This window comes from Pedobacter polaris (assembly GCF_005116505.1).
Classification (GTDB): Bacteria; Bacteroidota; Bacteroidia; order Sphingobacteriales; family Sphingobacteriaceae; genus Pedobacter; species Pedobacter polaris.
Window position 1 is genome coordinate 510,644 of sequence record NZ_SWBR01000003.1, and the last position, 14,427, is coordinate 525,070.

16 protein-coding genes are annotated in these 14,427 nt (G+C 34.2%); 12 read left to right on the forward strand and 4 right to left on the reverse strand.

Features of this window, described 5'->3' with window-relative positions:
* Positions 1 to 2 precede the first annotated feature (2 nt).
* On the forward strand, positions 3 to 584 hold the full coding sequence (gene miaE, locus FA048_RS14230; RefSeq protein WP_136842232.1) for a tRNA-(ms[2]io[6]A)-hydroxylase: 582 nt from the start codon (positions 3 to 5) through the stop codon (positions 582 to 584).
* A 49-nt stretch (positions 585 to 633) separates the two neighbouring features.
* Here the strand turns inward: miaE and FA048_RS14235 are convergent, their stop codons facing one another.
* Positions 634 to 1,722, reverse strand: a complete 1,089-nt coding sequence (locus FA048_RS14235; protein WP_136842234.1) for a DUF3810 domain-containing protein — start codon at positions 1,720 to 1,722, stop codon at positions 634 to 636.
* Positions 1,723 to 1,725: 3 nt separating this feature from the next.
* Positions 1,726 to 3,060, reverse strand: coding sequence for a dihydroorotase (locus FA048_RS14240; RefSeq protein ID WP_136842236.1), 1,335 nt, complete (start codon positions 3,058 to 3,060; stop codon positions 1,726 to 1,728).
* Positions 3,061 to 3,346: 286 nt separating this feature from the next.
* Between FA048_RS14240 and FA048_RS14245 the strand changes: the two genes are divergently transcribed.
* From FA048_RS14245 to FA048_RS14260, 4 genes are all read left to right on the forward strand, one after another.
* Positions 3,347 to 4,690 (forward strand): DEAD/DEAH box helicase, encoded by a 1,344-nt coding sequence (locus tag FA048_RS14245; RefSeq protein WP_136842238.1) that lies wholly within the window; start codon positions 3,347 to 3,349, stop codon positions 4,688 to 4,690.
* A gap of 2 nt (positions 4,691 to 4,692) precedes the next feature.
* A complete protein-coding gene (locus FA048_RS14250; RefSeq protein ID WP_136842240.1) occupies positions 4,693 to 4,962 on the forward strand; it encodes a hypothetical protein in 270 nt (89 codons plus the stop codon).
* 126 nt (positions 4,963 to 5,088) lie between these two features.
* Positions 5,089 to 5,424, forward strand: a complete 336-nt coding sequence (gene gldC, locus FA048_RS14255) for a gliding motility protein GldC (RefSeq protein WP_131553050.1) — start codon at positions 5,089 to 5,091, stop codon at positions 5,422 to 5,424.
* 74 nt (positions 5,425 to 5,498) lie between these two features.
* The gene (locus FA048_RS14260; protein ID WP_136842242.1) at positions 5,499 to 5,906 is read left to right on the forward strand and encodes a hypothetical protein; all 408 of its coding nucleotides are present in this window, start codon (positions 5,499 to 5,501) and stop codon (positions 5,904 to 5,906) included.
* On the opposite strand, the gene FA048_RS14265 is transcribed toward FA048_RS14260, so the two are convergent.
* Together FA048_RS14265 and FA048_RS14270 are read right to left on the reverse strand one after the other, a co-directional pair.
* On the reverse strand, positions 5,903 to 6,418 hold the full coding sequence (locus FA048_RS14265) for a DUF421 domain-containing protein (RefSeq protein ID WP_136842244.1): 516 nt from the start codon (positions 6,416 to 6,418) through the stop codon (positions 5,903 to 5,905). The genes FA048_RS14260 and FA048_RS14265 overlap by 4 nt on opposite strands.
* 44 nt (positions 6,419 to 6,462) lie before the next feature.
* Positions 6,463 to 6,945, reverse strand: a complete 483-nt coding sequence (locus FA048_RS14270) for a methylated-DNA--[protein]-cysteine S-methyltransferase (RefSeq protein ID WP_136842246.1) — start codon at positions 6,943 to 6,945, stop codon at positions 6,463 to 6,465.
* Positions 6,946 to 7,088: 143 nt separating this feature from the next.
* Here FA048_RS14270 and FA048_RS14275 point away from each other — a divergent pair, with 143 nt between their 5' ends.
* From FA048_RS14275 to FA048_RS14305, 7 genes are all read left to right on the forward strand, one after another.
* Entirely contained in the window at positions 7,089 to 7,754 is a 666-nt protein-coding gene (locus tag FA048_RS14275; protein ID WP_136842252.1) for a heme exporter protein CcmB, read from the forward strand.
* Between the two features lie 42 nt (positions 7,755 to 7,796).
* Complete coding sequence (locus FA048_RS14280) at positions 7,797 to 8,453, forward strand: cytochrome c biogenesis protein (protein ID WP_136842254.1); 657 nt, start codon at positions 7,797 to 7,799, stop codon at positions 8,451 to 8,453.
* 4 nt (positions 8,454 to 8,457) lie between these two features.
* Entirely contained in the window at positions 8,458 to 8,676 is a 219-nt protein-coding gene (locus FA048_RS14285) for a CcmD family protein (RefSeq protein ID WP_136842256.1), read from the forward strand.
* Positions 8,677 to 8,821: 145 nt separating this feature from the next.
* Positions 8,822 to 10,243, forward strand: coding sequence for a Glu/Leu/Phe/Val family dehydrogenase (locus tag FA048_RS14290; RefSeq protein WP_136842257.1), 1,422 nt, complete (start codon positions 8,822 to 8,824; stop codon positions 10,241 to 10,243).
* Between the two features lie 397 nt (positions 10,244 to 10,640).
* Complete coding sequence (gene msrA, locus FA048_RS14295) at positions 10,641 to 11,282, forward strand: peptide-methionine (S)-S-oxide reductase MsrA (protein ID WP_136842258.1); 642 nt, start codon at positions 10,641 to 10,643, stop codon at positions 11,280 to 11,282.
* Between the two features lie 266 nt (positions 11,283 to 11,548).
* Complete coding sequence (locus FA048_RS14300) at positions 11,549 to 11,965, forward strand: cytochrome c maturation protein CcmE domain-containing protein (RefSeq protein WP_136842259.1); 417 nt, start codon at positions 11,549 to 11,551, stop codon at positions 11,963 to 11,965.
* Positions 11,965 to 14,427, forward strand: coding sequence for a heme lyase CcmF/NrfE family subunit (locus tag FA048_RS14305; protein ID WP_136842260.1), 2,463 nt, complete (start codon positions 11,965 to 11,967; stop codon positions 14,425 to 14,427). The genes FA048_RS14300 and FA048_RS14305 overlap by 1 nt, the downstream gene beginning before the upstream one ends.

Consider the following 14,427-nt stretch of genomic DNA (forward strand, 5'->3'; position numbering starts at 1 on the left):
ACATGCTAGGATTAAAATTGTTGACAGACCCACGTTGGGCTAATATTGCAGAATCGAATTTAGAAGAGATTTTAACTGACCATGCTTGGTGTGAGCAGAAAGCGGCTACTAATGCTATTAATTTAATTGCTGATAATTGCGAGCATCAAGATTTGGTAGATGAACTAACATTAATTGCGTTAGAGGAAATGCAGCATTTTCAGCAAGTAGTGAACATCATCAAAGAAAGAGGTTATACTTTAGGCCGTGGACGTAAGGACGACTATGTTGGGCAATTAATGAAGTTCTGTAAAAAAGATGGTTCTAGAAATAATTCTTTTATAGAGAGACTGTTATTTGCAGCTATGATTGAAGCCAGAAGTTGCGAACGTTTTCGAGTACTTTCCCAAAATATTAAAGACAAAGAGCTGGCAAAATTTTATCATGATTTAATGGTGTCTGAAGCAGGACATTATACTACTTTCTTAAACTTCGCCCGTAAATATACAATAGACGTGGATATAGATAAACGATGGAAAGAATGGTTGGAGTTTGAAGGAGAATTGATTAAAAGCTTTGGTAAAAAAGAAGCGATACATGGTTAGATCAGATCTCAATTTTCAGTTAACTCCAACTGGATATAACTGAAAACTGTCAATTGGCAACTGCAAGCTGGCTTCTATGTATATTCCACAGCCAAACTACAATGTTCTGGTAACTTTTAATTCCTCTTTTTTGGTTATTGAGTTTTAAAAATTTGTCGAAAGCTACCCCCATGTAAGTAGACATCTGACCGTTATACTTTGCCCAAAATTCATTTTCTGCTTTAAAGTTGGCCAAAACACCTGGGTCAATTTTATCCCGCAAGGCTAAGTAATCTTCTGGAGATTTAAATCTAATTTCTAATAAAATGTACCTCAGCATATTGTAATTTACTGAATACTGAAAATTTACATCCTTACTATTACTGCCAACAAGATAAGCAGTTAAGTTCGCCTCATCTTCTCTAGCTACACCTATTTGGTGAGAAATTTCATGAAGTGTTACAAAAGGCAAAACCCAAGCAGGTAATTTCATATTTACATTTGCTTCTCCGCTTAATGGATTATAATAACCTTCAATTCCTATTTTACTAATTGCCCACCCATTAATTACTGGTTTTACTGATGGAACTTGATAGTTGAAAAATGGATTTTTTTGAGCTAAACTTTGATAGTCTGAAACTGCCTTTATGCGAAGTTGTTTGATGTCATAACTTAAGTTTGGTGAGATTTTAGGTTGTAGTTTATTGAGTTTTTCTATGAAGTAATCTCCTAAAATTACTAGTTCAGTAACTGAATATTTTTCGTCACTGATATTTAATTGCTGGGTAATGCTTGGCCTAGAATAATTTAGGCCCCAAAGCAATTTAAAACTGATATAAAAAATTAGAAATGTATTGATAATAGAGAGTGGAATAGCAAGCTTATCGCTTTTTTGCCAACCATTCTTCTTAATCCGCCAAAAGAATTGAAAAATTAATCTTAAGATATAAATGATTAGCGCTACATATAAAATATCACCTAAGGCATAAGGGAATAAAGAGGAAATCCACCTTAAAACAGCGGAGATAATTGGGAATAATCCCTTAGAATAAAAGCTGAGAACTATTTCTGGAAATAAGCCAAATAGAAAGATAGCTAAAGCAATACCTATTATGATGGCAGATTTAATGAATAACTTTTTAGGCGTTGTAGTTTGCATAAACTAGCGAGTAAAACTCAATCTCTTACCAAGTTCACTCGTTACAAATTTTCCATTTTGATAAGCCAAATTTCCAGACACAAAAGTGTGGGTAATGCTAGCCTGAAAAGTTTCTCCATCAAATGGTGACCAACCACATTTATAAAAAACATTGAGTGGAGTTACTTTAAAAGGATCATTCAAATTTACTAGAACTAAATCTGCCCAATAACCTTCTCTAATAAACCCACGTTTTTCGATATCAAAACAAATAGCTAAGTTGTGCGCCGTTTTTTCTACAATTTTTTCTAATGATATTTTCCCCTGTAAATGCATTTCTAATAATGCAGGTAAAGCGTGTTGTACCAATGGCCCACCAGAAGGCGCTTGTGAATAAGATTGTTGTTTTTCGGCTAAAGTGTGTGGTGCATGGTCAGTAGCAATTACATCTATATTGTCTGCCAAAACACCTTGTAAAATTCCAGCTTGATCGGCTGCGGTTTTTACAGCTGGATTCCATTTAATGAAATTCCCTTTTGTAGCATAATCTTGGTCGTTAAACCAAAGGTGATGTACACAAGCTTCAGCAGTAATTTTTTTGTCTTTTAAAGCAATAGAATTATCAAATAAGGCAATTTCTTTTGCCGTAGAAATATGAAGAATATGTAATCTAGTTTGGTAACGTTTTGCCAATTCTACAGCTAATGATGAAGATTTATAACAGGCTTCTGCACTGCGAATTAACGGATGCATTTCTATAGTTAAATCTTCTCCATATTTTGCTTTGAAAGATGCTAGATTCTCACGAATGGTTTGTTCATCTTCACAATGTGTAGCCACCAATATTGGTGCTTTACTGAAGATATTTTCTAGTGTTTTTTCATTGTCAACCAACATATTGCCTGTTGATGAACCCATGAAAACTTTGATACCGCAAACGTTTTTAGCATCAGTTTTTAAAACTTCATCAATATTATCATTACTAGCACCCATATAAAATGAATAGTTTGCCAATGATGTTTCTGCGGCAATAGCATATTTATCTGACAGTAAATCTTGCGTTAAAGTATTTGGAACAGTATTAGGCATCTCCATAAAAGAGGTAATCCCACCTGCTACTGCAGCCATACTTTCTGTAAAAATATCTGCTTTGTGCGTTAAACCTGGTTCGCGAAAATGAACTTGGTCGTCTATCATTCCTGGTAAAAGGTAAAGGCCTTCGGCATTAATTTCTTGTGCTTCTGGAGCTGATAATGATTGTCCAATTTTCTCAATCACACCATTTTTAATCAAAACATCAGCAATAAATTGTTGTCCTTCGTTTACTAAAGTAGCGCCTTTTATCAAGTAAGTATTCATGGTGGTAAAGGTAGGAATTAGAGTCGGAAAGTCCGAATGTCGGGAAGTCAGAAAGTTTTGATCACATACTTTGCTATCTAAACCTGACTTAGCGAAAATCCTTTTTGTCACACTGAGCGTAGTCGAAGCGCAAAAAGATTGTAGCGAGGGCAGGACTGGACTCGCCAATGAGCACTGAAACTGCTTTTCAAATTATTTTGAACCATATAAGTATTATAAGTTGGGTTTATTAACCTTCTGCCTTACACCTTCAAACCCTCAACCTTATTCCGTATCTTTGTGCGCTATGGCAAAATCGTTCGAAGAATTTAATTTAAATAGGCAAATATTAAACGCAGTTGCCGATGCTGGTTACACTGTTGCCACGCCAATACAAGAAAAAGCAATTGCACCAGTTTTATCTGGTCAGGATATTTGTGGCATTGCCGAAACAGGAACTGGTAAAACAGCTGCCTATGTTTTGCCAATGTTAATGAAATTAAAATATGCACAGGGCGACGCCGCTAGGGCTTTAATATTAGCACCAACACGGGAATTGGCCATGCAAATTGCTGAGGAAGTGAAGCGTTTTAGCACCTATACCGATTTACGTTCGGTAGTTATCTTCGGTGGTATTGGTCCAAAAGCACAAAAGGAACAGCTCAAAGCTGGAGTAGATATTATCATTGCTACACCGGGTAGATTTTTAGATATTTACCTTTCAGGAGAAATCAACACTAAATATTTACAGTTTTTGGTTTTAGATGAAGCAGATAAAATGATGGACATGGGGTTTATTGGCTCTATCCATAGAATTTTAGAAGTAGTTCCTCGTAAACGCCAAAACTTGCTTTTCTCTGCAACAATGAGCGATTTAGTTCAGAAAATTGCGGGAGATTTTTTAAAACATCCAACTATTATAGAAGCATCTGAACAGGCAACACCAGCGCAAACCGTGACGCAGGTTTTGTATGAAGTGCCAAATTTTAAAACTAAAATTAACCTATTACAGCATTTGCTGAAGGATGTTGAAGTTTTCAATAGATTGATTATTTTTTGTAAAACGAAAGCAGTGGCTGATAATATTTTCAGTTATGTGGTTCGTAAATTTGGAGAAGAATCTGTTCGTGTTATTCACGCTAATAAAGGCCAGAACACAAGGATTAATTCAATAAATAGCTTTAAAGAAGGTAATATTAGAGTTTTGGTAGCTACTGATGTTGCATCAAGAGGAATTGACGTTACTGAGGTAAGTCATGTAATTAATTTTGATGTACCGATTATTATAGAAGATTACGTACATAGAATTGGTAGAACCGGAAGGGCATTTTCCAAAGGTGATGCAATTACTTTTTGTACAGAGGCTGAGAAATATTACATCCGTAAAATTGAAAAATTAACGCGTCAGTTTATTCCAGTTGAACCAATTCCTGAGGGAGTTTTTGTAGAAGAAACACCTTATGAAGAAAAACAACAAATAGCTAAAGAAATAGATTTGCAGAAACGTAAGGAAGACCCTGACTTTAAAGGTGCTTTCCACGAAAAGAAAAATGCAAAACAGATTGAAGATCGTGAAAGAGAAAAGGCTAGAAATAAAGCCCACAAAACAAAAGTATTTAAGAATAAAAAACGCTTTGATAAAAAGAAGTAGTAATGAAGAAGCTTAGAATAACACCTTTAAATATTGTAGCTGCACTTGCACTGGCATTTTTAATTGTGTCTTTTTTTCAACCTAAACCAATAGCTAAAGGTCACATTGATGTGAGTAGTCTTTATCAAATAGTTTTAGGCGCTATGGTAGTTGTTTCTTTCATTACTGATATGATTTTCAGGTTTATCTTTAAAGAACTAAAACGCATTTGGTTTGTAGAGTTGTTTTTTATTGCGTTAACGGTTGTCCTTTTTTTAATATTACAAAAGTAAAACGATGCGTGTTTAAATATGCTTTGTAAAATCAGCATATTTGCAACCGAAAAAATAAATAGTAAACCGAATTCGGTGATATCATCTTAATTGGTGAAATCATTTAAAATCAGTGAAATCACTTTTATGAGACAAGCAGAAATAAAAATTACCGTAGAATTAGATGACCAGAATATGCCAGAGAATATTCTTTGGGAAAGTACAGATGCTGAAACTAAAGACCAAGTACCTGTAAAATCTATGATTTTGGCTTTGTGGGATCATAATTATAAAAACTCTATGCGCATTGATTTATGGACTAAAGATATGCCTGTTGATGAAATGAAACGTTTTTTTTACGAGACTTTGCAAACCATGGGAGATAGTTTTTTAAAAGCCACTGGGGAAGAAAACATAGTTGAAGATTTGCGTGATTATTGTGCGCATTTTGCAGATAAAATGGGTATTGACCCAAGGAAATAATTCAGTTTTCAGTTAGCAGTTTTCATTTATAGAAGTTAACTTAGAACTTATTACTTACTACTTAAAACTTAAGAATGTTAATCGTAAGAAAAACAAATGCATACATCGGCTTAATTTTAGCCATCATAGCCATTAGCATTGCACCAATGTTAAGAGTGCCTATAAAAGGTAATTGGAATTTATATCAAACCGATACGAGGTTGTTTTTTATCTCTTTTGCAATTTTGGCAATAACTACTTTTTGTCTGTTAATTAGGCAATTAAGAGGTTTCAAGCTTTTCTCTATTGTATTTCTTATTTGGTGTTTTTTAATGGCCGGTGCAGTTTATTTTCAATCAAACAATTACACTAAATCTGCCTTTGCAAATAAATTTATAGGTAAGGTTGTGCATTACCAATGGGGATGGATTGTTTTATTAGTTGCTGTCCTCTTGTTAGCTACAAGTGTTAGAAAAGAGCAATTAAAAATGCCAACTGTTTAACTATTTAGGCCAAGTGTTTTGTGTATTTTCTTGCGCTTAAAATGAGTTTGCTTTAAATTGCTTTCACCTGTAATGATACTGATATTGCCATCAACTTCAAAAATGGCTAGTTTTACATCTTTGTAATATTCTACTCCATGTTCACGCATCGCTTCCTTTAATTCTTCATCACTAATTCCTAAATGACTTAATTTATCGAAATTTAATTTGCCATTATGGATCAAAATTTCCGGATGCTGAAATATGAATTCGCTAATTTTTTTGCTGCTAAAGGTTATCTTTTTGAGAATGTAATTAAGAATGAAGAGTACAGCTGCAGCTATAATTCCACCAAGTAAACTAGTGTTGTTTCCAACCATCGCATTTTGTACTGCATTGCTGATTAATAAAATCAATACTACATCAATTGTATTAAGTTGTGAAAGTTCCTTTTTGCCGGTTAACCGAATAGCTACCAGCATAAATAAGTAAACTGATAAACTTCGAAGCGCAATATCTAAATATGGATTCATAGCATGTGTTTATCTTTGTTCTTTGCTCCTTAATCTTTGTCCTATTAAAACTTCAGTTCTGTTTGCCCCCTTTGAGCTACTTCTATTTCGTGTTGCAACAACCATTTTTTACGCCATAATTCGCCAGCATAGCCAACTAATTTACCATCACTCCCAATTACCCTATGGCAAGGAACTACAATAGCGATATTGTTTTTGCCATTTGCTGCCGCAATAGCTCTAATAGCTAAAGGTTTGTGTGCTGAGAACTTAGCATAAGAGGTTGTTTCGCCATAAGGAATTTGTAATAAATTTTGCCAAACTTCTTTTTGAAATTCAGTTCCCGTTTGTGACATGGGAAATGTAAATACTGTTAGTGTTCCTTCAAAATATTGTTTTAGTTGTTCAGCTGCCAATTTACTCATCGAATTTTCTTCCAACCCATCAGTTTCTCTTTTGCCAAATGTAATTTCATTAACAGCAGTTTCATTAGCTATAATAATTACCTCGCCAATAGGACTTTTAACTATGCTACAATATTTGTTCATCAATGCAATTTACAAATAGTATTGAGAATTATATGTTGCTGAAAAACCATATTTCATCTTCTATTTCCATTAAATGAATCAAGCTTTTGTCACTTTAAGGTTTCGTCTTTCTGCTTTAAGCTCAAAAAACTATCTTTGCGACAATGCAATTAGCAAAACAAGTTAAACAGCTTATCAGAAAAGAAATGCTTTTAGAGTGGCGTTCAAAATATGCCCTTAATGGTGTTTTATTATATGTGGTATCTACTGTTTTTGTTTGCTTTTTATCTTTTTTAAATAGACCCGAAAAATTGACATGGAATGCCCTTTTTTGGATCATTATGCTTTTTGCTTCTATCAATGCGGTGGCTAAAAGCTTTTTGCAGGAAAGCAAGGGTAGGCATTTATATATTTATACTTTAGTTAGTCCTACAGCATTAATCATTGCCAAAACTATTTATAACAGCTTATTAATGATAGGGCTAACCCTAATAGCTTTGCTGTTTTATTGCATGGTTTTCGACTTCCCTGCAGGTGGAGATTTGTTAATGTATATCGTAGCAACCATTTTAGGTAGTCTAACTTTCGCAACCATATTTACCATGGTTTCTGCAATTGCATCAAAAGCAGGTAATGGGGGCATGCTAATGGCAATTTTAAGTTTTCCCATTATTATTCCTGTATTAATTTTATTGATAAAATTGGCTAAAAACGCTATTGATGGGTTAGATAGGAGTGTAAGCTTAGATGATATAGGTATGGTGGTAATTGTAAATATAATGGTGATGGCCGTGTCTTTATTGCTATTTCCTTACCTTTGGCGAGATTAGTTTTGGTATTTTAATTGACTAATAAAGATTTAAATAAACAATATGAGTAAAACTTGGTGGAAAATTTTAGGACCAATATTGGTTATCTATACTACAATTGCTGGCTTATTGTTAGGAGTTCCGCATCTAGATATCTTAAACGAAACCATCAGGAACCTTTATTTTCATGTGCCAATGTGGTTTGCAATGATTGTATTATTCTCTATCTCTGTTTTTTATAGTATAAAGTCATTAAGTTCAAAAAGTGAAACAGATGACTTGAGAGCTGTTGAAAGCATTAACGTAGGTATTGTTTTTGGTGTTTTAGGTTTAGTTACTGGCGCCATCTGGGCTAAATTTACATGGGGTCAGTATTGGAGTTTCGATCCAAAGCAAAATTTTGCTGCCATATCAATTTTATTGTATTTCGCTTACTTAGTGCTTCGTAATGCAATAGATGAAGAGCAAAAAAGAGCTAAAATATCAGCTATTTATAACATTTTCGCTTTCCCAATGATGGTGGTTTTACTTTTTGTGTTACCCCGATTACAATCTTCCTTACACCCTGGTAATGGTGGTAACCCTGGTTTCAACAGTTATGATTTAGATAGCAGGATGCGTGCAGTTTTTTATCCTGCATGTTTAGGCTGGATTATTATTGGTTATTGGATTTATACTATCCGCTTTAGAATTAGAACATTAGAAAACAAACAACTTTAACCATATGAGAAAGATCGCTTTTACTTTAATGATGCTGATGACTACCCTAAGTCTATTTGCACAAAACAATGATGTAGAAATGGCCGATGCTTTACGTAGCAATGGGAAAATATATGTTGTAGTTGCTGTTATTGTATTAATTTTAGTTGGTTTATTAGCCTATCTCTTTGCGTTAGACAAAAGATTAAAAATGTTAGAAAAAAAATCTTCTGACAAAAACTAATTTTAAACATCATAAGCCTAATCTTTTTGCCTTTTTAATAGGTGTTTATGATACACTAAGCAAAATTATACTTGCAATAGTGGTGTATTTTAATGCAATTTTGCATCCGTAAAAAGATAACTACAATTTATAAAACTAACAAATAATGGCTAATACAGCAAACGAGACAAGTTTCTTTCAAGATGTTTGTAAGAACTTTGATAGTGCCGCACAATTTACCAACCATCCCGAAGGTTTATTGGCCCAAATTAAAGCATGTAACAGTGTATACCGTTTCCAATTCCCTATTCGTAGAGGAAATGGTTTCGAAGTAATCGATGCTTGGCGTGTAGAACACTCACACCACATGAGTCCAACTAAAGGTGGTATTCGTTACAGCGAAATGGTTAATGAAGACGAGGTTATGGCACTTGCAGCTTTAATGACCTATAAATGTGCTATTGTGAACGTTCCTTTTGGTGGTGCCAAAGGTGGAATTTGTATCAACCCAAAGAATTATTCTGTTGCAGAGCTAGAAACTATTACTCGTCGTTATACAACAGAATTAATTAAAAAGAATTTTATTGGCCCTGGTATTGATGTTCCTGCTCCAGATTATGGATCAGGTGAGCGTGAAATGAGCTGGATTGCAGATACTTATATGACCATGAATCCAGGTCAGTTAGATGCTTTAGGCTGTGTAACAGGTAAGCCAATTGCTTTACATGGTATCCGTGGTAGAAAAGAAGCTACTGGTCGTGGTGTTGCTTATGCTGTACGTGAATGCGTTAGTTTTGCAGAAGATATGGCTAAAGTTGGCTTAACTGCTGGTTTAGATGGTAAAAGAGTAATTGTACAAGGTTTAGGTAATGTAGGCTACCATTCAGCTAAGTTCTTAGCAGAATTTGGGGCAATTATTGTAGGTATCTGCGAATTTGAAGGTGCAATTTACAATGCTAATGGCTTAAACATAGATGAGGTTTTTGCACATCGTAAAAACACTGGTTCTATTTTAGGTTTTCCTGGAGCTATTGATTTTAAAAATTCAATGGAAGGTTTAGAGCAAGATTGTGATATCTTAGTTCCTGCTGCATTAGAAAATCAAATTACTGAAGCAAACATCCGTAATATCAAAGCAAAAATTATTGCTGAAGGTGCAAACGGTCCATGTACGCCAGAAGCTGAAGAAATCTTTACAGAAATGGGTGGAATGATTATTCCAGATATGTATTGTAATGCTGGTGGTGTTACTGTTTCCTATTTCGAGTGGTTAAAAAATCTTTCTCACGTAGCTTTTGGGCGTATGGAAAGTCGTTATGCTGAGAATTCAAATGCAAACTTGATTAATACTTTAGAAAGTTTAACTGGTAAACAAATCCCAGCAGAAAACCGTTTAATGATTGTTAAAGGAGCGTCTGAAATGGAATTGGTAAACTCTGGTTTAGAAGATACTATGATTCACTCTTACAGAGAAATTAGAGAAACTTGGCTTAACAAACCTCAAGTAAAAACTTTAAGAACTGCAGCTTTTGTAAATTCAATCGATAAAATTGCTGTTTCTTACATGAACTTAGGTATCTGGCCTTAATAATATGTCATCCTTAGCTTATCGAAGGATTAATAACATAAAAATCCCTGTAGTTTTATAATTGCAGGGATTTTTTTTGAAAAGCTAATCCAGCATTTCATTTGAAAGCGTAGCCTTGCTTTCCATTACAATCTTTTTTGTTCCAAAAAAGGATTTACATTTCAATCAGGTTTACAAACAATGGGTTGTACAACTATGAGGGGTTTTATTAGCACAAGCCCAAGTTAGATAGCCCAAATTGCAGCGGTATACTTTTTACCAAGCCCCCTTTAGAGGTAAAAGATTTAGCGGAAAGTTGGACTGCCATTCATTTAAGTACAGCTATTGCGCTTCAAATAATTATGAAGTGATGACAAATCCCTAAAAACAAAACTCTTTTAACTGCGTATATTGTAATATGAAAAGTATAATCGGATTTTTATTTACATTAATTGTTTTCACTTCTTGCAATAATGGCGACCAAAAAGTTAAAACTGCATTGCCAAAAGCTAAAGTGGGGCAAGAAATTGCAACTTTTGCGGGTGGATGTTTTTGGGGCATGCAGGAAGGCTTTATTGAGCTTAAAGGTGTAATTAAATCTACAAGTGGTTATGCTGGGGGGGCAAAAAAAGATCCTACTTATGAAGAGGTTAGTGCAGAACAAACTGGGCATGCAGAAGCTGTACAGGTAATCTATGATCCAAATACCATTAGTTTTGAGCAATTGTTAGCTGCCTTTTTCACTATGCATGATCCAACGCAATTGAATAGGCAAGGACCAGATATTGGTACAAGTTATCGTTCAGTAGCTTTTTACAACAATGCAGAGGAAAAAAAGAAAATAGAAGAAGCTATTTTAAAATTTAATAGGTCTGGATTGCACCTAGAACCTGTGGTAACAGAAATAAAGGCATTTGATATTTTTTATCCAGCTGAAGCCTATCACCAAAACTATTATAAACTAAATCCATCAAGCGCCTACGTTGCTAATGTCTGTGGGCCAAAAGTTGAAAAATTAAGAAAAGCTTTTCCAGAACTTTTAAAAGATGAGTATAAATAATTAGTTCATTGGGTTTGCAAAGTTTATATTCATCGGATGACTTTAATTTTCTAGTTCATGAGTTCTTTTTTTGCAGCTGAACTAATGAACCAATGACAAATCAACCAATGATATTAGTAAATGAACTAATGAACAGATGACTATTGAACATTTTCAATCAGAACTATCAATTAATTGTCATGATACGCATTACAAACGTGCCAAATTGCCTTAGCTACGCCTAGTTTTTTTATCTTTGTTGTCAAGATTTTTCAATTCAAACCAACATGAGAAAAAGTGCTATAATCGGTTTAATCACAATTGCCATCTGTATTGGTCTTTTGGTAAGCTTAAATGCAGAAACTGCTTCATATTCTAACTTTACACAAGCATCATCATCTAATAAAGAAGAACATGTTATTGGCCATTGGGAAAAAAATAAGGGTATGCATTACGATGCACTTAAAGACCCAAATCACTTTGCTTTTTTTATGAAAGATGAAAAAGGAAAAGTAAATAAAGTTGTGCTAAATGGTTCAAAACCACAAGACTTTGAACGTTCTGAAAAACTGGTGATTATCGGTGAAATGAAAAATGACACCTTTTATGCATCCAAAATATTAATGAAATGCCCTTCTAAATACAACGACAATATGGTTGAAGTTAATCAAGATGGAACAGTAACTCAAGTCAAAAAATCTTAATGGATATTCAATTTTACGGAGAAAACCTCCTTCCTGGTAAAATAGGTCAGTTTCTTATTGTATTGGCATTTTCGGCCTCTTTACTTTCTACTATTGCTTATTTCTTTGCAACTAAAAACAAAAATTTAGAAGATAAATCTTGGACTAACATTGGTAGAGCAGGCTTTATAATCAATGTTGCAAGTATTATTGGGATTGGAGCTACACTCTTTTATTTGATCTTAAATCATTACAACGAGTATAATTACGTTTACAATCACTCATCTAAAGAGTTGCCTGTTTATTATATTGTTTCTGCCTTTTGGGAAGGACAAGAGGGCAGTTTTTGGTTATGGGCTTTTTGGCAATCAATTTTAGGAGCTATATTAATTTGGAAAGCCAAAACTTGGGAAAATGGCGTAATGACTGTAATAGCATTTTCGCAGGTTTTTTTAACCTCCATGTTACTAGGTGTAGAAATTTTTGGTGCCCATGTTGGTAGTTCGCCATTTATCCTGTTAAGAGAGGCAGTTAATTTAAAAGAGTATGCGCCAGTAGTTTTTAATGATCCTGAGAATTTTAAAAACTACCTTAAGTTTATTGTTGATGGTAAAGGTTTAAATCCATTATTGCAAAATTATTGGATGGTTATACATCCACCAACGTTATTTTTAGGCTTTGCTAGTATGATTGTTCCTTTTGCTTATGCAATTACTGCGCTTTGGCAAAGACGTTTTAAAGATTGGGTTAAACCGGTTTTACCTTGGGCTTTGTTCGCTGTAATGATTTTGGGAGCAGGAATTATAATGGGATCTTTTTGGGCTTATGAGGCGCTAAACTTTGGCGGCTTTTGGGCATGGGACCCAGTAGAAAATGCTTCTATTATTCCTTGGTTAACATTAATTGCTGGTGTTCACGTATTAATAGTTTTCAAAAATACTGGTCACGCATACTTTACAGCAATTGCACTTATTCTAATTAGTTTCCTTTTAGTTTTATACGCATCATTTTTAACACGAAGCGGAATTTTAGGTGATACATCTGTACACTCATTTACAGATTTAGGGATGTCGGGCCAATTGATCATTTTTATCATTGCATTCTTAATCCTGTCTGTTTATTTTGTAGCAACTCGTTGGCGTAGCTTACCTATTACGAATAAAGATGAGGAAACTTATTCTCGTGAATTTTGGATGTTTATTGGCGCATTAGTTTTAACTGTAGCTTGTATTCAGGTTATAGTAACTACTTCATATCCAGTTTTCAACAAAGCATTCGGTACCTCTAAAGTATTGCAAAATCCTATGCAATATTATAACAAGTGGCAAGCGGTATTTGCGGTGTTCGTTACATTAATTTCTGGTTTCTCTCAGTTTTTAAAATACAAGAGAACCGAACCTCGTAAGTTTTATAGCAGCTTAGTTTCTTCTGTAGTATTTGCACTAGTTTTAACTGCTGGCTTTGTTTGGCTAACTGGGGTTTATACCAATTTATTATATATTATTTTAACTTTTAGCTGTTTGTTTGCTATATTATCTAATGCAAGGTTATTGGGTGGTGTATTTAGTAAGAGCAATAAAATGTTAGGCTCTGCAGTAGCGCATATTGGTTTTGCAGTTTTATTGTTAGGAGCATTGGTTGCTGCAGCAACTAGTAATCCAATCTCTATTAACGCATCTAAGTTTATTCCTGTTAAGGATTTTGAAAAATTTGCCAAACCTGGTGAAAACATTATGTTGTATAAAAACGAACCTAAAAAAATGGGTAAGTACACTATAACTTATGTAAGTGATACTATAGTAGCACCAAATACTTTTTACAAACTTAATTTTAAGGTAATTGATGCCGCGGGTAAAATAAAGGAAGATTTTGATTTAAACCCTAGCATTCAGGAAAATGAAAAAATGGGCTTAATCGCTTCTCCTGATACCAAACATTATTTAACTTCTGATATTTATACCCACATCACTCAAGCGGCAAGTAAAAAAGAAGAACATGGTGACCATGAAGGTCATTCGGAAGAAGAAAATTATAAAGCGCCAAGAATATTAAACGTTAAAGTTGGTGATACCATTCACGTTAGTAGCGGAGTTTTAACAGTTGGCGCCTTAAATAGCAAACCAGTTGTTAAAGATTTAACTTTAGCACCAGGCGATTTAGCTGTTGCATTACCACTGGAAGTAAATGTGAGTGGCAAAATTTATAAAGCTGAGCCATTATTTATGGTTAAAGGGAACAATACTTTCGATTTTGCAAGAAAAATTGAAGAGTTAGGGTTGAGAGTGAGATTTACTAAAATTATCCCAGAACAAGGTGAATTTGAAATTCAGATCTACGAAAAACCTCAACAAGCAAAAGATTGGCTAGTATTTAAATCGATAGAATTTCCTTATATCAATTTATATTGGGTTGGTACTATTGTAATGGTTGTTGGTTTTGTAATCTCTATTTTTAGAAGAAGAAAAGAACTGACCACGAGCTAA